Source organism: Parabacteroides sp. APC149_11_2_Y6, assembly GCF_054506995.1.
In genome coordinates this window covers 2,183,260-2,205,109 of record NZ_CP173709.1, presented here as the reverse complement: position 1 = coordinate 2,205,109, position 21,850 = coordinate 2,183,260, and the positions used below count along the sequence as shown (strand labels likewise).

Sequence of the window (21,850 nt, the reverse complement as noted above, 5' to 3'; positions counted from 1 at the left end):
CTCTCCTGTTACGTTATACGATATATGTACCTGAAACTGTATTTCCCCCTTCTCCCGTCCAGTTCGTATGGAAGAAATGTCCCCGTTCCCGGTCTGTCCGTTCATAGGTATGAGCTCCGAAATAATCGCGCTGCGCCTGAATCAGATTGGCAGCAGAATGCAACGTGCGCAACCCGTCAAAATAACTCAGTGCAGCACTCATGGCAGGCAATGCCACTCCGCTTAATGCACCTTCGGCAACCATTTTACGCCATGCTGGCAAAGCTGATTGTATTTTGCTCCGGAAGAAATCATCAAACAGCAAGTTTTCCAAATCCGGATTCTTCCGGTAAGCTTCCGTTATTTTTTGCAGGAATGCAGAACGGATAATGCAGCCTTTGCGCCAGATGCGTGCAATCGTTCCGAAGTCCAGTTCCCATCCGTATCGTTCGGAAGCCCGGCGAAGTAGAGAGAAACCTTGTGCATACGAAACCAGCTTGGCTGCATAAAGAGCCTGGCGGACTTCTTCAATGAAAAGTTCTTCGTTCACTTCAACCTTTTCCGGATACAACCCGGAAGCTCTCTGGCGTTCGCCATGCAAAGCGGAAAGTAAACGGGCATATACGGCCTCGGTAATCAATGTCAACGGGTCGTTTTCATCCATAGCAGCTATTGCACTCCATTTTCCTGTACCTTTTTGTCCGGCAACATCCAGAATCTTATCCAGCAAAGGTTTTCCGTCTTCATCCCGGAAGCGAAGAATATTCGCCGTTATTTCAATCAGGAAACTATCCAGCTCGCCTCCGTTCCATTCGTCAAAAATGATAGCCAAAGCATCATTGTCCAGCCCTTTGCGGTATTTCAATAAAGCATAAGCTTCGGAAATCAGTTGCATGTCGCCATATTCAATACCATTATGTACCATTTTTACAAAATGTCCGGCTCCACCGCTACCTATCCATTCGCAGCAAGGAGTGCCATCGTCAAGTTTTGCCGAGATTCCCTGAAGAATATCTTTCACCAACGGCCATGCGGCAGCAGAACCACCGGGCATAACCGACGGGCCACGCAAAGCACCTTCCTCTCCTCCTGAAATTCCGGTATCTATAAAATACATGCCTTTATTTTCTACCTCTTTCACACGGCGTTCGGTGTCATGGAAATCAGAATTGCCACCATCGATTATTACATCTCCCGGAGAGAGAAACGGTACCAATTGAGCAATCAACTCATCTACCGGAGAACCGGCTTTTACCATCATCATTATTTTACGCGGACGGGCAACCGAATCGACCAGTTGCTCGATGGAATGTGTTCCTATAAAGTGTTTTCCCTTACCCCTGCCGTTGATAAAACGATCAACCACACCTTCTTCACCTGGAAAACTACGGTTATAAACAGCCACACTGAAACCTTTACTTTCCATATTCAACGCCAGGTTCTCGCCCATTACGGCAAGACCTATTAATCCAATATCTGCTTTCATATTTTTGTTCGATTTATTTCTACAAAGAAAACATTTCTTTTTATATAAATGTTTTCAGTTTTGTTTATGAAGTGATTTATAATATCTATTAAAATTCAAACTTTCAAAACAAAATGCAAGCATTTTAAGTTTTATATTTGCGTTACAAATTAACAAAAAAAGATGGAAATACCGTTTAAACCGATTACTATAGAAGATAAAGAGATTATAACATCTTTCACTTATCCAAGCAACTATCGCAACTGCGATTACTCGTTCGCCAACATTTGCAGCTGGAGTTTTTTATATGATACCGAGTATGCCGTAGTCGACGGACAATTACTAATCCGTTTCCGGATCGAAGATAAAACAAGAGTTGCCTACATGACTCCTACCGGGCAAGGCGATTTAAAGCAAGCCGTCGAATTACTGGAAAAAGATTCACTGAAACAAGGACATCCCCTCTGTATGCTGGGAGTAACCCAGGATGCCAAGGATGAGTTGGAAAAGGTCTTGCCGGGTGCTTTCTTCTACATCCCTGAGCGTGATTATTTCGATTATATCTATCTAAGGGAAGATTTAGCGACCCTGAAAGGCAAGAAATTCCAATCCAAGCGCAACCATATTAATAATTTCAATAAGAAATATGAATATAAATATGTACCGCTGTCGGAAGAACTTATTCCCGAATGCCTGGAACTCGAATGCAAATGGTATAAGGCAAACCAGGAAGAAAATGATACGGATGCTTTAAAAGCGGAACGCCGTTCCATGACCTATGCCCTGAACCATTTCAGCGAACTGGGACTGATTGGCGGAGGTATCTGCGTGGGTGGACAGATTGTAGCTTTCTCTTTCGGAGCGGCAATAAACCATGATACTTTCGGGGTTCATGTGGAAAAAGCGGATGTGAACTATGAAGGTGCCTACGCTGTTATAAACAAGGAACTGGCATCCCACCTCCCGGAACAATACACCTACGTAAACCGTGAGGAAGATTTGGGTATTCCGGGACTTCGTAAAGCGAAGCTGTCATACAATCCTGTGATTTTATTGGAGAAATCGGCAGCGATAAAGAAAAATGCGTAACATTTTTCAGTTGACAGTTGACAAGTGACAGTTGACAATTAAAAAACTAAGGGTTATGGATAAGAAAGAGCAGATTAAAGATTTGTGGAGAATGTCTTTTAATGACAGTGAGGAATTTATCGAATTGTTCTTCGACCGGATTTATAAGGACGAGAATGCCATGACATTGGAAAAGGACGGACGGATTGTGTCTGCACTTCACATACTTCCGTATACGATGACTTATTATGGTACGGAAATTTCTGTTGCTTATATTTATGCCGTTTGTACGTCTCCCGAAGTACGGGGACAAGGATATATGAGGCAGCTTCTTGAAAAAACCTTTAAGGAAATGAAATATAGGGATTTTGCTCTGACTGTTACTATCCCAGCCGAGCCTTGGCTGTTCGACTATTACCGGAAATTCGGTTTTACGGAAACATTCGATTATTCACTCGAAACCTATCTACAACCGGAAATACCGGTGGATGAGCCGGACCTGACTGTTGTAGAACCCGAAGTCCCTTCGCTTAAATCTCTCTATAAGTTTTTTGACAAGAAATTGCGGGAACGTTCCTGCGGCATGCTTCATACACATGATGATTTTATTAATATCCTTCGAGATATAGAACTGTCCGGTGGACAATTCCTGACTGCACTGGATAATAAGGAACAACCTGTAGGAATGGTATTCCTTTATCCTTCGGATGAAAATGAGAAGCCGGAGAACAAACATGTGTATGTAAAAGAGCTTTTATTTAACGACGAACGGATAAAAAACCTATTGCTACAAGAAGCTACTTTACAAAATAAGGTAAAGAAAGCAATATGCCGGGTTCCTATTCTTGGGGCGGACACCTACAGGTTTGGAATGGCTTGTGTGCTGGATACGAAACGTTTGATTCATCATTGGAACTCCACGCACGAATATTCGTTGCAAGATCCGGAGAAAATGGAAAAAATGGATATCCAATCGCTCACACAACTCTTGTTCGATTATCCCGCACGTGAAGCTTACATGAGCTTAATGCTCGACTGACCTTCTATTTTCCACATATATCTTTAAACGGGCAGTATGCACAGGCTTTGCCGTTGGGTGTTTGTACAAAAGGAACATCTGTTCCGAATATTTCATCCAGGCAAGCACGCATTCCTGCTTCAAAAGCCGTATAGTAACTGGTAAAGTCTGTAACCCGCTCTGTTTTTGTCCGCTCGAACCGGCGGTAAATATCCGGGTCGAATGATGAAGAAAAGAGTGTCCGCATATAGTAAATGCCCGGCTGCAACGTCTTGCCTTCCGGTGCTGCACCATACATCCACGCATACATGAATACCTGCATAACGGCTTTCGAGCGGTCTGTTATTTCTTTATTGAACAAATCCTCGATAGTTGTAAATACCGTTGTTCCGCTTCCGCTTTTGTAATCGATAATGCGTACCGCATCCCGTACTTCGTCGATGCGGTCGATAAACCCTTTCAGTTGGATTTCACTTTTGTCCGTGAGGGTAAACAAGCGGCTTATTCTCTTCTCGGACTCGATATACCGGAAAGGTGTCAGTTTGCTGTCGCGTTCCAGCACCTTTTCCACATATTTCCGGATCATTTCACCAATCAGGAAATTTTGCCCGGTAAGCGGACGCACCACATCCGTTTTGAAAAAGATTTCCGCAAAAGCGCGAGCTATGGCTCCGGTAAGCATCGGAGTATCTTTTTTGATAGCTTTCAGTAAATCAGCCGTTACCATTTTTCCACGGAAGGGTTGGTACAACTCTTCCATTACTTTATGGAGAATGCTGCCGAATACATTACTTTCTATTGTTTCGTTTACTTCATCTTCTTCCTGGATACCTTCCACTACCGAAAAATAGAATTTCAACGGACAATCTATATAGGTATTAATCGCACTTGCAGAAATGGCACGGGGACCTTCTTTGCGGAAAGCATTCAGTTTCCACATCACTTCTTCGGTTTTTCCGATTTGCAAAGCCGGAGTTTTGGATACCGAAACATTATATACGACTAATTTGTCTTGAATCGGCTCCTCGTAATGATAGTGCAGTTGATGAACAAAACGGCTTACTTCTCCGGTTTGCAGTCCGTTACTTCGTGTATCATATAGCAGGCTTACACGTTTGGCCCGATAAATCAGCCGGTAAAAATGGTATGCCCACACACTGTCCTGATGCTCATAAGTCGGCAGTCCGAATCCTCTTCTCAAATTATACGGAATAAATGAGTTGGCGGCTTTCTTCATCGGGAAGATTCCTTCATTCATAGACAGGATAATCAGCCGGTCGAAATCCAGCGCACGGGTTTCCAATACCCCCATTACCTGCAATCCGGAAAGCGGTTCACCGTGGAACGGAATGGTAATCGTATCCGTTACCCGTTTCAACAGGCGGAAATAGGTATCGATTTTCATTTCCACATGGGCTTCCTGCATCACCTCTTTCATACGGTTTACTGTAGTGAAGTAATGGAAGATAAATTCCTGTTCCAGGTCAATAATGGAAAACGGCTCATTGTCCGTATCTTCTTCAGTCGTGGATTTGCCTTCTTCTATGGCTTTATTCAATTCCTGCAATACATGAATCAGATAATCGGAAAAAGCATCGACAGCCGTAACGGGTGTAAACAGAATGGACAGCAGCGGCGTTTTATCCAAATCCGCGTACCCGATGTAAATCTTATTATTTTCGGAAATATCCTTTATCAGTGCAGCGATAATGTCCGGTGCCGTAGAACTGATATAGCGGTGGTTGAGTACCGGCAGTACATCCCGGAAATAGAATACGGGTTGCCTGTCTACATACCGGATGTTCTTTTGCAACGCCAGGATATATTCCATTAAAGATGCGACCGGTGTGCCGGCAAGCGGATACCCCATCGTTACGTTAATGCGCCGGATTTGTTCGGGGATTGCATTCAATACAGGTATCAATAGATTTTCGTCGGGAAGGACTACGGCTGTCCGGAGTGCTTCTTCCGCACTCATATCACTTTCTTTACACAATTCGGAAAGCAGGCTATATACCTGTTTTGCCTGTCCGATACCGGAAGGAATCCCTATCACTTCGATTTCCGGAGTGGATTTGCCATTTATCTTTTCCGGTTTGTCTGCGTCTATCTTCCATTTTGAAGGGAATAATTTCAGGTTACGTTCCACAAAATAAGACGCCTTATTATCCGGGTCTGTTACTTTCGGCGAAGCATAATCCCAATAAAAGTCCGCAATACCCAATTTCTGCAATTGAAGAAGGAATTGTTCTTCCACAACCGACAAGGCATTCAGACCTACGAATACGACCCGGCTATAGGGCAGTTCACAACAGGTTCCTTGTTTCAGGTTATCTACAACCTCACGGAAAATCATTCCTTCATACCCCTTGCCTTCCTCTGCCAATGTTTGGCGCAATCCGGTATACAAGTCGTACAGGATTTCCCATACGGCAAGAAACTCTTTCTGGTTGGGGCTATCCCCCTTCGGATAAAAAGACGACCAGAATGTACGGATTGCAGCTATTTGTTCTTCACTCAGGAAATCAAAACTGCTTTCTATTTCACGTAAGTCGGTTACGTTGGTGAAGAGCATGCGGGCATCCGCCATATATTTATCCACATCGTCGAAATCATTGAGCAACATTTCACCCCAATACAGAAATTCATCGAATGTCTCGGACGAACCGCTGCGACGGACATAAATACTATATAAAATAAACAACATGCTGATCCTGTCGGCAGCCTGTTTCCCACTCAACTGTATAAACAAATCATTAATAGTAAGGATTGTCGGCGAGAAAAGGGGCTTGCCTGCCACCTCCGACAGATATTTCTGGAAAAAAAGCCCGGCACGGCGGTTGGGGAATACAAACGCAAGCCGGCTTATATCCGCCTCATATTTGGAATAAAACAGGGATGCAACCTGATACAAGAATGGTTTCATTAAATTAGGGTTTTCATTTATATTGAGACAGAAGAACAAAAGAACATATTTCTTTCATATTCTTATAATTTATGTTCTTTTGTTCTTCTGTCTCAAAAATTATCTCATAAGATATTTTCAATTGTTAGTATCTCTTCTTCCGAAAATTTAGTATTCCGTAAAGCTTTCAGGTTATCCATCAGCTGTTCTACAGAACTGGCGCCTACCAGCACACTTGTCACCCGGTCGTCTTTCAGCAACCAGGCAAGTGCCATCTCTGCCAAGGTCTGACCGCGCCCTGCTGCCAGCTCGTTCAATTGACGAACTTTATTTATTACCTCTTCCGTTACTTGTTCCCGTTGCAGATGCCCGGTCGATTTGGCCGCTCTCGAGTTTTCAGGAATACCATGCAGGTATTTGTTTGTGAGCATTCCCTGAGCCAGTGGTGAGAATGCAATCATCCCTACTCCTTCCTGCTGTAACAAGGGTAATAAATCCGGTTCCGTCCACCGGTCCAACATAGAGTAACGAGCCTGGTGTATCAGGCAGGGAACGCGATGTTCTTTCAACACAGCCAATGCTTTCGCCGTCTGGTCTGCATTATAGTTGGATATACCTATATACAGGGCTTTCCCTTGACGTACAATATCTGCCAATGCGCCCATCGTTTCTTCTATCGGTGTTTCCGGGTCAGGACGATGTGAATAGAAGATATCCACATAATCCAGTCCCATCCTTTTCAGGCTTTGGTCGAGACTTGCCATCAGATATTTGCGGCTTCCCCAGTTTCCATAGGGTCCGGGCCACATATCATAGCCGGCTTTTGTTGAAATAACCAATTCATCCCGGTAAGCACCCAATCCTTTTTTCAGAATACGCCCGAAGTTCTCTTCCGCCGAACCATACACCGGGCCATAATTATTAGCTAAATCAAAATGTGTAATCCCATTATCGAATGCCGCATGTGCAATCCGGATAAAGTTACTGAACACATCCACACTCCCGAAGTTATGCCATAAGCCTAACGATATTTCCGGAAGCAACAACCCACTGCGTCCACAACGCCGGTAGGCCATATCCGCATAGCGGTTCCCATTTGCCTGATATAGTTCCATAGGTATATTCTTTATTCTGATTTTTGGGGCAAAGTTACTACAAAAAAGTGAAATGCGGAAAGATATAGTGATAGAATTGAGTTACAAGGGTTTTGGTTGAAGTGGCGATAATCCGTGAAGCCATTACAATCCCTGCCGAAGCCAAATCCTGACGCCGCTACGTTACTTGTTCGTAACCATGCCCGAAAATGCGACAAACGGGTACGAATAGCGAAACAAGGCTCTAAGGAATAGTGAGTTATCCATAACTCATGCGAAAAATCAGGTTACGGAAAAAGATTGCGCCGTTCCTCCCCGTTTTGCGTACCAACACCGGACTCTTCACCAACTAATTTTGAAACCCAAAAATTAAGGACAATGAAGAGTACATTTTCAGTAATCTACTACCTCAAGCGTCAGGTAGTGAAAAAGGACGGGACAGTTCCCGTCATGGGACGCATCACGGTGGACGGCAGCCAGACACAGTTCAGCTGCAAACTGACTGTCGATCCGAAACTGTGGGACACCAAAGGTGGACGTGTCACGGGCAGAAGCACGGCGGCACTCGAAACGAACCGTATGCTTGACAAGATGCGGGTACGCATCAACAGGCATTATCAGGAAATCATGGAGCGTGACAACTTCGTCACGGCGGAGAAGGTGAAGAACGCCTTTCTCGGACTGGAACACCGCTACCACACGCTGATGCAGGTGTTCCGCCAGCACAACGAGGACTACGAGAAGCAGGTGGAGGCAGGCATGAAAGCCAAAGGCACGCTGCTGAAGTACCGCACCGTTTACAAGCACATGCAAGAGTTCCTCGACATCCGCTACCATGTGAAGGACATCGCCCTAAAAGAGCTTACCCCGGCTTTCATCTCCGACTTCGAGATGTTCCTGCGCACGGACAAGCACTGCTGCACCAATACCGTGTGGCTGTACGTCTGCCCGTTACGGACGATGGTATTCATCGCCATCAACAACGAGTGGCTGACGCGCGACCCGTTCCGCGAGTATGAAATCAAGAAGGAGGAAACAACACGCAGTTTCCTGACCAAAGATGAGATCCGCCTGCTGATGGAGGGGAAACTGAAAAACGCCAAACAGGAATTGTACCGCGACCTCTACCTGTTCTGCGCCTTCACGGGGCTGTCGTTCGCGGATATGCGCAACCTTACGGAAGAGAATATCCGCACCTACTTCGACGAACACGAGTGGATAAACATCAACCGCCAGAAAACGGGCGTGGTGTCCAACATCCGCCTGCTCGACATCGCCAACCGCATAATCGGCAAATACCGGGGACTGTGCGGGGACGGCAGGATATTTCCCGTTCCGCATTATAACACGTGCCTTGCCGGTATCCGTGCCGTCGCCAAGCGTTGCGGCATCACCAAGCATATCACGTGGCATCAGAGCCGCCACACGGCAGCCACGACGATATTCCTCTCCAACGGTGTTCCCATCGAAACGGTCAGCTCCATGCTCGGACACAAGAGCATAAAGACGACGCAGATTTACGCAAAGATAACCAAAGAGAAGCTCAATCAGGACATGGAGAACCTTGCCGCAAGATTGAACGGCGTCGAGGAATTTGCAGGTTGCACCATCTAAAAAGAAAAGCCATGAAACGTGACACAATCATCATCGAGGACAAGGCAGTCAGCGTAACCGGTAACGACGTGTGGATGACCGCCACCGAAATAGCCGGATTGTTCCATACGACCGTCCCGGCAGTGAACGCCGCCATCAGAGCCGTCCGCAAGTCGGACGTGCTGAACGACTACGAGGTGTGCCGCTACATGCAGCTTGAAAACGGGCTGCACGCGGACGTGTACGCCCTTGAAATCATCATCCCGGTCGCTTTCAGGGTGAATACCTACAACACCCACCTGTTCCGCACATGGCTGGTGGGAAAGGCACTCTCACAAGAGAAACGGCAGACATACGTGATGTTCATACAGAACGGAAAAGCCGGGTATTGCTGATTGCACATACCCCATAAGACAAGTAAACGGGTAGCACCACAAAAGGTGTCACCCGTTTACTTTTTCATGAAACCGCCTCACTCCAGCGGCTTGCGGTAGTTCGCTTCCAGTACCCCGCGCAGCCCCGTTTCCGGGTAAAGCACCTTCCCTCCCAAAAGTATGAAGGGCAACACGCGGTTGTTGCGGTATTCCTGCAAGGTGCGCCGGCTCACACGGAGCAGTTCCGACACCTCGCCGTCCGTCAGGTAACGTTCCCCGTCCAGCGGAGGACGGTAGCTTTCCAGAAATGCGGACAGCCATTTCGAGCCTTTGCGCATATCCTGCACCACAGAGGCTATCGGCTCGTCTTCCATCGTAAAAACATCGTTGTTCTCGTTCATCATAACTTCGGATTCAGTGGGTGAATAAATCAAATCATCTGCCGTGCGGATAGAGCGTGCCGACAAGCGGTATCAGCCGCTTCACCTCCTCTGGCTTGTAATAGAACCTGCGGTTTATCTGCGAGTAGCCGATAAGCCGCCTGTCACGCAGCGTCTGCAACGTGCGCGGGCTTATTCTCAACTGCCCGCAGACCTCCTCGCCCGTGAGCCATCTTTCCATGCGCCCCGTGTCGCTTTTGCGCCTCAGGGCGGCGACCTTCTCCGAGAGTGCGCCGAATGCCGCCACCATCATCTCGAAAGTCTTTTTCTCGATAGATACTATTTCCATATTCATGTCATTTAGAGTTTGCCGCAAAGGTAACGAAACGGCATACAAGACGTATCGTTTTCCGCTGAAAGGCTGCCTGTTGCGCCGTTTGACCGGGTTACGGAGCCATCTTCCGCAAAAATCTTACGTGAGTCACGTAGTGAGTTGTTAAAGCCCCTTTTGTTTATTGCCGAATTTTGTCGCAGAAACAAAAAGAAAGGACTGAACATGAAAGTGATAACAATGGAAAGTTCCGCCTACAAGGAGATGATGGCGCAGATTGCGAACATCGCAGGGTACATCCGCGAGGCAAGGGACGAGAAGAAACGGAAGCGGGAAACCGAAGACAAGCTGCTTGACACGGCACAGGCGGCGAAGATGCTCAACGTGAGCAAGCGCACCATGCAGCGTATGCGCACCGACCACCGTATCGAGTATGTGGTGGTACGCGGAAGCTGCCGCTACCGCCTTTCCGAGATACTGCGGCTATTGGAGGACAACACAGTAAGGAACGAGGAAGGGACAATAGACACCCTGTTCCACAACCACACGCTGCGCACGGGCGGCAAACCAAAAGGAAGGAGGACATAGGTCATGGAACTGCTCACACGAAACAACTTCGAGGGCTGGATGCAGAAGCTGATGGAACGGCTCGACCGTCAGGACGAACTGCTGCTGGCGATGAAGGCTGAGGGGAAACAGCCCACTATCACGGAAAGCATCCGCCTTTTCGACAATCAGGATTTGTGCATGTTGCTCCAGATAAGCAAACGCACCCTCCAACGCTACCGCAGCGTAGGCGCATTGCCCTACAAGACGCTGGGCAAGAAGACCTATTACAGCGAGGAGGACGTGCTGACATTCCTTTCCAACCATATCAAGGACTTCAAAAAGGAAGATATAGCCTTCTACAAGGCTCGTATCCATAATTTCTTTCATAAATAACCCATTAAAACATTTTTCAGATGGCAAAGAAAAAAGACGAAAAGGACGTGCTGGTAGTCCGTGACGAGAAGACAGGCGAGATCAGCGTGGTAGCCGGGCTGAACGCGGACGGCACACCCAAGCGCACCCCCGCAAAAGCGGAGAACGCGCAGAGTTTCCTGCAATTCGACCGACATGGCGACGTGCTGGACAACTTCTTCAAGAACTTCTTCCGGCAGTGCAAGGAACCCAGCCGCTTCGGTTTCTACCGCATTGCGGCAGACCAAGCTGAAAATCTCTTAGAGGTGATGAAGCAACTGCTGAAAGACCCCGAAGCGAACAAGGAGCTGCTCGCCCCTCACAAGGTGGACACCTCCGACTATGAGAAGAAGGTGCAGGAAGAGATGGCAGCACAACAGACAGAGAAACAAGAACCTCAAAAACAGGAGAACATGGAACAACGGAAAGAACAGCAACAGGACAAATCCGAACAGATGCAGGGCAAACGTGGCTACCAGCCCATCGACGAGAGTAAAATCAACTGGCAGGAGCTGGAGGACAGATGGGGCGTAAAGCGGGACAACCTTGAAAAGTCCGGCGACCTTACGAAGATGCTCAACTATGGCAAGTCCGACTTGGTAAAGGTCAAACCGACCTTCGGCGGCGAATCATTCGAGCTGGACGCCCGCCTCTCCTTCAAGAAGGACGGTGAGGGAAACATCAGCCTCGTGCCGCACTTCATCCGCAAGGAGCAGAAGCTGGATGAGTACAAGGAACACAAATTCTCCGACAATGACCGGAAGAACCTCCGCGAAACGGGCAATCTCGGTAGGGTCGTGGACATTGTGGACAGGGAAACGGGCGAGATCATCCCCTCCTACATCAGCATCGACCGCAAGACGAATGAAATCACGGACATTCCGGCAAGCAGGGTGCGCATCCCGGAGCGCATCGGCAAGACGGAAATCACCACGCAGGAGCGGGACATGCTCCGCGCCGGACTGCCCGTACGCGACAAGCTCATCGAGCGCAACGACGGCAGAAAGTTCGTCACCACCCTGCAAGTGAACGTGGAGCAGCGCGGCGTGGAGTTCGTGCCGGGAACCGGCAAGTCGCCCCGTACCGCACAGACACAGGAAACCAAAGGCGACACATCGAAAAGTCAGGCGCAGGGCGGGGAAAATGCCGCACAGACCAAGAAGGAGCAACGCCGCAACACGTGGACGAACGAGGACGGCAGCATCCGCCCCATCAGCAAATGGAGCGGCGTGAGCTTCACCGACCAGCAGAAAGCCGACTATGTGGCGGGTAAAGCCGTGAAGCTGGAGAACGTGACCGACAAGCAGGGCTTCCATGCCACGATGTATATCAAGTTCAACCCGGAGAAGGGACGCCCGTACCGCTACGACACGAACCCTGACAATGCACAGCAGGTTGCTCCGTCCAACGAGAGCCGCACGCAGGTGGCGGTGAACAACGATGGCAAGACCAACGAGGCTACAAAGAATCTGAGAGAGCCGTTGCAGAAAGGTCAGACCAACCCGAAGGACGCCCGCCAGCAACAGCAGCAGGAGAAGCCGCAGAAGAAAACGGGCAAGGGCATGAAAATGTAATCCCGTGTCCGCCACTGAATCCAAAATAAAATCCAAAGTATCAACAAAAAAGAAGAAGACATGAAGACAATCATTGCAGAAAAGCCCTCCGTGGCACGTGAAATCGCCCGCATCGTGGGCGCGACAAAGAGAGAGGAAGGATATTTCGAGGGAGGCGGTTATGCCGTGACATGGGCATTCGGACACCTCGTTCAGCTTGCCATGCCCGACGGCTACGGCGTGCGCGGATTTGTCCGTGACAACCTCCCGATTATTCCCGACACATTCACGCTCGTCCCCCGTCAGGTCAGGACGGAGAAAGGTTACAAGCCCGACAGCGGCGTGGTGTCGCAGATAAAAGTCATCAAAAGACTGTTCGACACAAGCGAACATATCATCGTGGCGACCGATGCCGGACGCGAGGGAGAGCTTATCTTCCGCTACCTCTACCACTATACGGGTTGCACCACTCCTTTCGTGCGCCTGTGGATCAGCTCTCTCACCGACAAAGCTATCCGCGAGGGACTGCGGAAACTCGAAGACGGCAGCAAATACGACAACCTCTACCTCGCCGCCAAAGCGCGGAGCGAATCCGACTGGCTCGTGGGCATCAACGGCACACAGGCGTTATCCATCGCCGCCGGACACGGCACGTATTCCGTGGGGCGGGTGCAGACACCAACGTTGGCTATGGTATGTGAACGCTACTGGGAGAACCGCCGCTTTACGTCCGAAGCATTCTGGCAGCTCCATATCGCAACGGACGGTTGCGACGGCGAAGTCGTGAAATTCTCATCCTCCGAGAAATGGAAAGAGAAAGAACCGGCGATGGAACTATATAATAAGGTAAAGGCGGCAGGTTGCGCCACTGTCACGAAAGCCGAGCGCAAGGAGAAGACGGAGGAAACTCCCTTGCTCTACGACCTGACCACGCTCCAGAAAGAAGCCAACGCCAAGCACGGCTTCACGGCGGAACAGACGCTTGAAATCGCGCAGAAACTCTACGAAAAGAAGTTGATAACCTATCCGAGAACGGGAAGCCGCTACATCCCCGAAGACGTGTTTGCCGAAATTCCCAAACTGCTCGCTTTCATCGGCACACAGCCCGAATGGAAAGACAAGGTGCGGGCAAAAGCCGCCCCGACACGCCGCAGCGTGGACGACGGCAAGGTGACAGACCACCATGCCCTGCTCGTCACGGGTGAGAAACCGCTCTTCCTCTCCAAAGAGGACAATACCATCTATCAGATGATTGCCGGGCGCATGGTCGAGGCATTCTCTGAGAAATGCGTCAAGGATGTGACCACTGTCACGGCGGAATGTGCCGGAGTGGAGTTTACCGTAAAAGGCAGCGTCGTGAAGCAAACCGGATGGCGTGCCGTCTATGGCGAGGAAAAAGAGGAAATTACCATCCCCGGCTGGCAGGAAGGCGACACGCTGACACCGAAAGGCTCGTCCATTACCGAAGGAAAGACCAAACCCAAGCCGCTGCATACCGAAGCCACCCTGCTCTCGGCAATGGAAACGGCGGGCAAGGAAATTGAGGACGACGCACTGCGGCAGGCGATGAAGGACTGTGGCATCGGTACTCCCGCCACACGCGCCTCCATCATCGAAACGCTTTTCAAGCGCGGTTACATGGAACGCTGCAAGAAGTCGCTTGTTCCCACCGAAAAAGGACTTGCCCTCAATTCCGTCGTCAAGACGATGCGCATCGCCGATGTTGCCATGACGGGCGAATGGGAAAAGGAGCTGGCGCGTATCGAGCGCGGGGAACTGTCCGACGACACCTTCCGCAAGGAGATAGAGGCGTACACACGTGAGATAACCTCCGAACTGATCTCGTGCGACAAGCTCTTCGGCAGCCGTGACTCCGGCTGCGCGTGTCCCAAGTGTGGCACGGGCAGGATGCGGTTCTACGGCAAGGTGGTACGCTGCGACAACACGGAGTGCGGACTGCCCGTGTTCCGGCTGAAAGCGGGACGCACCCTGTCCGACGATGAAATCAAAGACCTGCTCACCGAAGGGCATACCAAGCTGCTCAAAGGGTTCAAGAGCAAACAGGGCAAGAGTTTCGATGCTGTTGTCGCCTTTGACGGGGAATATAACACGACTTTTGTGTTCCCGGAGGCTAAAAAGGACAAGAAATTTTCAGGACGGAAGAAATAGTATTAACTTTGCCACTTGTTCAGAGTAATGAATTGTTCTTCGATACCGGATTACACTCATACTTTGGATTTAGTGGTGGCACTCGGAGGGATACCGAGTGCCTTTTTCTTCCTTTTTCCAACCGATTATCCCGTTAATTATCAATCCGCTAAATCCAAAGTAATGAACAACAAGAAGAAAAACGAGGGTCAGACCGACTTTTCCTATTACGGTCTGTACCTGCTGGACTATCTCCGCACGAACAAGTTTGAACAGGCTGACGACACCGCTTTCATACGGGAACGGGCCGACCGTGCCGCCGAAACGTATGAGAGGGCACGGCTTGAAGGCTATCCCGCCGATGGTGCGCAGGAACTGGCGATGGACACGCTGCTGCGCGGGCTGCATTATTCCCGTTACGCCATCCTCCGCGAAGTCGTGGAAAACGAGTTTGCCGATGAAGTGCCGGAAGAGAAGCGTGAAGCCTTTGTCCTGAAACTGCTGCCGCTTGTCGGCAACGTGTTCTCCGTCTATGACCTCTCGGATGACAATTTCGCCCTGTCTTCCGATTACGACCTGCTCTACACGGAGCTGACGGGAGCAACCGTCCTTTACTTAGACGAATATGGCGTTTAACCGCAAACAGAAACTGCGGGACAACATCGAGGCGATACGGACGGCATTCATCCTTGACAGGGAAAATAGGACAGCGACAACCGAAGAGCGTGCCATACTTCAAAGGTACTGCGGTTTCGGCGGTCTGAAATGTATCCTCAACCCTGCAAAGGAACTGACGGATGCCGTCCGGTGGGCGAAATCCGACCTCGAACTGTTCGCCCCGACGGTGGAGCTGCACAGGCTTATCCGTGAGAACAGCAAGGACGAAACAGAGTACAAGCGGTTTGTGGATTCGCTGAAAGCGTCCGTGCTGACCGCTTTCTACACCCCCAAAGAGATAACCGACACCATCGCGGACGTGCTGGCAGATTACAGCGTCCGCCCCGCCCGTATGCTCGAACCGTCGGCAGGTGTCGGCGTGTTCGTGGATTCCATGCTGCGGCACAGCCCCAATGCGGATGTGATGGCTTTCGAGAAGGATCTGCTCACGGGTACAATCTTGAGGCATCTCTATCCCGACCAGAAAATGCGCACCTGCGGTTTTGAGAAAATCGAAAGACCGTTCAACAATTATTTCGACTTGGCGGTGTCCAACATTCCGTTCGGTGACATTGCCGTGTTCGACGCGGAGTTTCAGCGGAGCGACTCTTTCGGCAGACGCTCCGCCCAGAAAACCATCCACAACTATTTCTTTCTCAAAGGACTGGATGCCGTGCGTGACGGCGGTATCGTGGCGTTCATCACCTCGCAAGGGGTATTGAATAGCACCAAGACCTCCGTGCGTAACGAGCTGTTCAGTCAGGCCAATCTGGTATCCGCGATACGCCTGCCCAACAACCTGTTCACGGACAACGCGGGCACGGAGGTGGGCAGTGACCTGATTGTCCTGCAAAAGAACCTCAGCAAGAAGGAAATGTCGCAGGACGAGCGGCTGATGACCGTGATACAGACGGACACGAAAACCGCCCTGACCGACAACGCCTATTTCATCCACCACCCGGAACGCATCGTGCATACGATGGCGAAACTTGACACAGACCCCTACGGGAAGCCCGCTATGGTTTATCTGCACGAGGGCAAGGCAGCAGGCATCGCCGGGGATTTGCGCCGTATGCTCGACGAGGATTTCCATTACAGGCTTGCCATGCGCTTGTATTCGGGTTCAATCCGGCAGGCAGGAACGGAAGAAAAAGTTGCCGTTCAAAATAAAGTAGAGCGTCCTGCCATAAAATTGGAAACAGTATCCTCGGCGCAGACGGTGGAAACTCCGACAGAAAAGCCGCAACCCGCAGATGAAAAGCCGGAGATAGAACCGCGCCCGCAATATTCCGCAGGCGTGCAGCTCACCCTGCTTGACCTCTGGGGGATGACGGAAGAGGTCAGCCAACCGAAAACCTCCAAAAAGAAAAAGACGGTGAAAAAGGCAGTTACGGCAAAGTCCACTCCGCCCAAACCGAAAGTCACGGTTACACCGACAGCTCCAACTGCAAAACCCGCAATGGAGAATAAGGAGGTGAAAGCGGAGAACACCGCCAAGCCTGCCGACCCGGACGACATCTATGCCACACTGGACTGGGATACCAATCCTCCCATCAACGGTTTCTATGAAATGATGATGGGTTTGACGCCGGAGCGTAGGAAAGAACTTCGGGAACTGGCAAGGCAGCATAACGAGAAACAAGTGGCGGAAAAGACGGAAGTGAAAGCCGTGCCGGAAACTTCCCGTGAGCAGCCACGACAGGAGGAAACACAGCCGGAGGCAGTCGCCGCACCTGCCGTTACAGATACCCCATCGGAAGCGGTGGGGACTTTCCTTTTCCCCGACATCGAAGCGGAAAAGCCGAAGGAGGAAGTCGTGGACCTTTCTCCGCGTGCCTACCACCGCACGCCGGAGATGCACCTGCGCGAAGGGTCGCTGGTGGCTGACCGGGGGCGTCATAACATCGGCTACCTGAAAGACATCACGCCATACGGGGCGACATTCCAGCCGCTCGACCTGAAAGGATACCAGAAGGAAAAGGCGTTGTTGTATGTGTCGCTGCGTGACGCCTACGAGCGTCTGTACCGTTATGAATCGCTCCGGCGCGAGGCAAATGTTCCGTGGCGAGAGCATCTGAATACCTGTTACGATGAGTTTGTCATGCGCTACGGCAACCTCAACGCCAAGCAGAACGTGAAGTTAGTGATGATGGATGCGGGCGGGCGCGACATCCTTTCGCTGGAACGGATGGAAAACGGAAAGTTCGTCAAGGCGGACATCTTCGAGCATCCTGTTTCCTTCGCGGTGGAGAGCCATGCCAACGTAGGCTCTCCCGAAGAAGCCCTGTCTGCGTCGCTCAACAAATATGGTACGGTCAATCTCGACTATATGCGGGAGATAACCGACAGCACGGCGGAGGATTTGCTCACTGCCCTGCAAGGGCGCATCTACTACAATCCGCTCGTGACCGGTTACGAAATCAAAGACCGTTTCATCGCCGGAAATGTCATAGAGAAAGCGGAACGCATAGAGGCATGGATGGGTGACAATCCCGAAAATGAGCGTATGCCGGAGGTGAAGCAGGCGTTGGAGGCTCTGAAAGATGCCGAGCCGCAGCGCATCGCCTTCGAGGATCTGGACTTCAATTTCGGGGAACGCTGGATTCCGACGGGTGTCTATGCCGCCTACATGAGCCGGCTGTTCGACACGGAGGTGAAAATCGCCTATTCCGCAAGCATGGACGAGTTTTCGGTGGTGTGCGGCTACCGCACCATGAAAATCACGGACGAGTTTCTGGTGAAGGGGTATTACCGGAACTATGACGGTATGCACCTCCTAAAACACGCCCTGCACAACACCTGCCCTGACATGATGAAGTCCATCGGCAAGGACGAGCATGGCAACGACATCAAGATGCGCGACAGCGAGGGAATACAACTCGCCAACGCCAAGATTGACGAGATACGAAACGGCTTCTCCGAATGGCTCGAAGAGCAGTCGCCGCAGTTCAAGGAGCGGCTTGTGACGATGTATAACCGCAAGTTCAACTGTTTCGTGCGCCCGCGCTACGACGGCTCCCATCAGACCTTTCCCGACCTCAACCTGAAAGGGCTGGCAAGCCGGGGTATCAAGAGCGTCTATCCCTCACAGATGGATTGCGTCTGGATGTTGAAACAGAACGGCGGCGGAATTTGCGACCACGAGGTGGGAACCGGTAAGACGCTGATAATGTGCATCGCCGCGCATGAGATGAAGCGTCTGAATTTGGCACACAAGCCGATGATTATCGGGCTGAAAGCCAACGTTGCGGAGATTGCAGCCACCTATCAGGCGGCATATCCCAACGCACGTATTCTGTACGCTTCGGAGAAGGACTTTTCGACCGCCAACCGTGTGCGCTTCTTCAATAATATAAAGAACAACGACTACGATTGCGTCATCATGTCGCACGACCAGTTCGGCAAGATACCGCAGTCGCCGGAATTGCAGCAGCGCATCCTGCAAGCAGAGCTTGACACGGTGGAGGAAAACCTCGAAGTGCTACGGCAGCAGGGAAAGAACGTGTCGCGGGCGATGCTGAAAGGATTGGAGAAGCGCAAGCACAACCTTGAAGCGAAGCTGGAGAAGGTGGAACACGCCATAAAGTCACGCACGGACGACGTGGTGGATTTCAAGCAGATGGGCATCGACCACATCTTCATAGATGAGAGCCACCAGTTCAAGAATCTGACTTTCAACACGCGCCACGACCGTGTGGCGGGATTGGGAAACAGCGAGGGAAGCCAGAAGGCACTTAACATGCTCTTTGCCATACGCACCATACAGGAGCGCACAGGAAAAGACTTGGGTGCGACCTTCCTCTCCGGCACGACTATCAGCAACTCACTGACTGAATTGTACCTGCTGTTCAAGTACCTGCGCCCGAAGGAGCTGGAACGGCAGGACATAAGGTGTTTCGACGCTTGGGCGGCGATATTTGCCAAGAAGACGACGGATTTTGAATTTAACGTGACGAACAATGTGGTCCAGAAGGAGCGTTTCCGCTACTTCATCAAAGTGCCGGAGCTTGCCGCCTTCTATAATGAAATCACGGACTACCGCACGGCGGAGGATGTGGGCGTTGACCGTCCTGCCAAGAACGAGATACTGCACCATATACCGCCCACGCCGGAACAGGAGGACTTCATACAGAAACTGATGCAGTTCGCCAAGACGGGCGATGCCACCTTGTTGGGCAGGCTGCCGCTTTCGGAAACGGAAGAAAAGGCGAAGATGCTCATCGCCACGGACTATGCCCGGAAAATGGCACTCGACATGCGCATGATAGACCCGAATTACGAAGATCATCCCGACAACAAAGCGAGTCACTGTGCCAAGATGATCGCGGAGTATTATCAAAAATACGACGCCCAGAAAGGCACGCAGTTCGTTTTCTCTGATTTGGGGACATACCAGCCGGGCGACGGGTGGAACGTCTATTCGGAAATCAAGCGCAAACTGACGGAGGACTACGGTATACCGCCAAGCGAGGTGCGCTTCATTCAGGAGTGCAAGACCGACAAGGCGCGGAAGGCGGTGATAGACGCCATGAACGCCGGGACGGTGCGTGTGCTGTTCGGCTCTACCTCTATGCTCGGAACGGGTGTGAACGCCCAGAAACGGTGTGTGGCTATCCATCATCTCGATACGCCGTGGCGACCGTCCGACTTGCAACAGCGTGACGGACGCGGAGTTAGGGCAGGTAATGAGATTGCCAAACATTTCGCCGGGAACAACGTGGATGTAATCATCTACGCGGTGGAGAAGTCACTGGACAGCTACAAGTTCAACCTCCTGCACTGCAAGCAGACTTTCATAAGCCAGCTCAAAAGCGGTGCGATGGGTGCGCGTACCATCGACGAGGGGGCAATGGACGAAAAATCGGGCATGAATTTCTCGGAATACATGGCGTTGCTCTCCGGCAATACCGACCTGTTGGACAAGGCGAAACTGGAAAAGCGGATCGCATCGCTCGAAGGGGAACGCAAGTCGTTCAACAAGGGCAAGCGTGATTCGGAGTTCAAGCTGGAGTCAAAGACCGGCGAGTTGCGCAACAACACGGCTTTCATAGATGCCATGACGGAGGACTGGAACCGCTTCCTGTCGGTGGTGCAGACCGACAAGGAGGGCAACCGCCTTAATATAATAAAGGTGGACGGAGTGGATTCCGCCGATGAGAAGGTCATCGGAAAGCGTTTGCAGGAGATAGCCAAGAATGCCACGACCGGAGGGTTGTACACGCAGGTCGGTGAACTTTACGGTTTTCCGATAAAGGTGGTGAGCGAAAGGATACTCAAAGAGGGATTGGAGTTCACCGACAACCGCTTCGTGGTCGAGGGGAACTACAAGTACACCTACAACAACGGGCATCTGGCGATGGCTGACCCGTTGGCCGCCGCCCGCAACTTCCTCAACGCGATGGAGAGGATACCCTCCATCATCGACCAGTACAAGGCGAAGAACGAGGTGCTGGAGATGGAGATACCGCAGTTACAGGAGATAGCGGGTAAGGTGTGGAAGAAGGAGGACGAGCTGAAGCAGTTGAAGTCCGAACTTGCCGCCCTTGACCGAAAAATTCAGCTGGAGCTTGCGCCACCCACGCCCGAAGTCGCAGAAAAGGAGAATGAAGGGCAACAGCTCAAGCCGGAAGCGGAAGATGTGAGGAACAGGCAGGCGCAATATCCCGAAAATGCACCGCCGCAGATACGCAGTCCGGCGGATAGTATCGTTGCCAACCATGTCATAATCGGGCGTCCGGGACTGTATGCCAAGGAGGAAACCCGGTCCAAAGGATTGAAAATATAACCTAAGGAATTTTATCTGAAGTATTAATAAGGGCTATCCCAAAAGGTCTAAAAGTAAATTTTATCCTTTCTGCAAGTATCTATAGGATGGCAACTGCATTTTTTTCTTTTTGGGCAGCCCTTATTAAAATTTATTCTTATTTTAGGTTATATACATTCATGTCCATTTATGTAAAAAATTCCTGCTGACCTTGTTTATGTCTTGTCAGTCACCATTTGCAAAACCATATTTGACCCTCAAAGAGGCTGAATTTGATAAGTAACTTGCTACATACTCATAATAAGGAGCTAAATAGAACACGAATGGGAAATACACAAATGCTAAACTAAAGAAGATATTGGCCAAAATAAACGCTATACCGAGAGAGAAACTTGATTTTTCAACTTCCTAAAACGGTGTTGTTCAAACATTTCTACTTATTTGTACTTGCCAGTTGAACCTACGCTTCCCTAATAAAATGTCTATGGTAAAAAGTTAAAAAATCCTCCCACTTTTGTTAGATATATTTTTTTGTGTAATTTTGTAATCGTTATGCGGCAG

15 protein-coding genes are annotated in these 21,850 nt (G+C 50.3%); 10 read left to right on the top strand and 5 right to left on the bottom strand.

All coding sequences use genetic code 11. The features are described from left to right. Positions 1-13: 13 nt before the first annotated feature. Positions 14-1,465, bottom strand: coding sequence for a decarboxylating NADP(+)-dependent phosphogluconate dehydrogenase (gene gnd, locus ACGE0T_RS08965; protein ID WP_459190127.1), 1,452 nt, complete (start codon positions 1,463-1,465; stop codon positions 14-16). 162 nt (positions 1,466-1,627) lie between these two features. On the opposite strand from gnd, the gene ACGE0T_RS08960 reads away from it, so the two are divergent. Together ACGE0T_RS08960 and ACGE0T_RS08955 are read left to right on the top strand one after the other, a co-directional pair. Beyond that, the gene (locus ACGE0T_RS08960; RefSeq protein WP_459190126.1) at positions 1,628-2,533 is read left to right on the top strand and encodes a DUF2156 domain-containing protein; all 906 of its coding nucleotides are present in this window, start codon (positions 1,628-1,630) and stop codon (positions 2,531-2,533) included. Between the two features lie 55 nt (positions 2,534-2,588). Continuing rightward, on the top strand, positions 2,589-3,551 hold the full coding sequence (locus ACGE0T_RS08955; protein ID WP_459190125.1) for a GNAT family N-acetyltransferase: 963 nt from the start codon (positions 2,589-2,591) through the stop codon (positions 3,549-3,551). A gap of 4 nt (positions 3,552-3,555) precedes the next feature. Here the strand turns inward: ACGE0T_RS08955 and ACGE0T_RS08950 are convergent, their stop codons facing one another. Then, positions 3,556-6,456: a PD-(D/E)XK nuclease family protein gene (locus ACGE0T_RS08950; RefSeq protein ID WP_459190124.1), complete on the bottom strand. Its 2,901-nt coding sequence runs from the start codon at positions 6,454-6,456 to the stop codon at positions 3,556-3,558. A 104-nt stretch (positions 6,457-6,560) separates the two neighbouring features. After that, positions 6,561-7,550: an L-glyceraldehyde 3-phosphate reductase gene (gene mgrA / locus ACGE0T_RS08945; protein ID WP_459190123.1), complete on the bottom strand. Its 990-nt coding sequence runs from the start codon at positions 7,548-7,550 to the stop codon at positions 6,561-6,563. 357 nt (positions 7,551-7,907) lie between these two features. Between mgrA and ACGE0T_RS08940 the strand changes: the two genes are divergently transcribed. Together ACGE0T_RS08940 and ACGE0T_RS08935 are read left to right on the top strand one after the other, a co-directional pair. Continuing rightward, positions 7,908-9,143: a site-specific integrase gene (locus ACGE0T_RS08940; RefSeq protein WP_004291422.1), complete on the top strand. Its 1,236-nt coding sequence runs from the start codon at positions 7,908-7,910 to the stop codon at positions 9,141-9,143. A gap of 11 nt (positions 9,144-9,154) precedes the next feature. Then, positions 9,155-9,517, top strand: a complete 363-nt coding sequence (locus ACGE0T_RS08935; RefSeq protein ID WP_004291423.1) for a hypothetical protein — start codon at positions 9,155-9,157, stop codon at positions 9,515-9,517. Positions 9,518-9,594: 77 nt separating this feature from the next. Here the strand turns inward: ACGE0T_RS08935 and ACGE0T_RS08930 are convergent, their stop codons facing one another. Continuing rightward, a complete protein-coding gene (locus ACGE0T_RS08930; RefSeq protein ID WP_004291424.1) occupies positions 9,595-9,900 on the bottom strand; it encodes a helix-turn-helix domain-containing protein in 306 nt (101 codons plus the stop codon). 31 nt (positions 9,901-9,931) lie between these two features. Beyond that, positions 9,932-10,231 carry a helix-turn-helix domain-containing protein gene (locus ACGE0T_RS08925; protein WP_004291426.1) on the bottom strand — a complete coding sequence of 100 codons (300 nt, stop codon included), beginning with the start codon at positions 10,229-10,231 and terminating at the stop codon, positions 9,932-9,934. 138 nt (positions 10,232-10,369) lie between these two features. Between ACGE0T_RS08925 and ACGE0T_RS08920 the strand changes: the two genes are divergently transcribed. The 6 genes from ACGE0T_RS08920 (at position 10,370) to ACGE0T_RS08895 (ending at position 21,310) form a co-directional block, all read left to right on the top strand. Beyond that, the gene (locus tag ACGE0T_RS08920; RefSeq protein WP_004291432.1) at positions 10,370-10,795 is read left to right on the top strand and encodes a helix-turn-helix domain-containing protein; all 426 of its coding nucleotides are present in this window, start codon (positions 10,370-10,372) and stop codon (positions 10,793-10,795) included. 3 nt (positions 10,796-10,798) lie between these two features. Further along, a complete protein-coding gene (locus ACGE0T_RS08915; RefSeq protein ID WP_004291454.1) occupies positions 10,799-11,149 on the top strand; it encodes a helix-turn-helix domain-containing protein in 351 nt (116 codons plus the stop codon). Positions 11,150-11,169: 20 nt separating this feature from the next. Then, positions 11,170-12,741, top strand: coding sequence for a DUF3945 domain-containing protein (locus ACGE0T_RS08910; protein ID WP_004291455.1), 1,572 nt, complete (start codon positions 11,170-11,172; stop codon positions 12,739-12,741). Positions 12,742-12,801: 60 nt separating this feature from the next. Beyond that, complete coding sequence (locus tag ACGE0T_RS08905) at positions 12,802-14,889, top strand: type IA DNA topoisomerase (RefSeq protein ID WP_004291456.1); 2,088 nt, start codon at positions 12,802-12,804, stop codon at positions 14,887-14,889. A gap of 162 nt (positions 14,890-15,051) precedes the next feature. Continuing rightward, on the top strand, positions 15,052-15,504 hold the full coding sequence (locus ACGE0T_RS08900) for a DUF1896 domain-containing protein (protein ID WP_004304266.1): 453 nt from the start codon (positions 15,052-15,054) through the stop codon (positions 15,502-15,504). Continuing rightward, positions 15,494-21,310 (top strand): N-6 DNA methylase, encoded by a 5,817-nt coding sequence (locus tag ACGE0T_RS08895; protein ID WP_004291462.1) that lies wholly within the window; start codon positions 15,494-15,496, stop codon positions 21,308-21,310. The genes ACGE0T_RS08900 and ACGE0T_RS08895 overlap by 11 nt, the downstream gene beginning before the upstream one ends. Positions 21,311-21,850 lie beyond the last annotated feature (540 nt).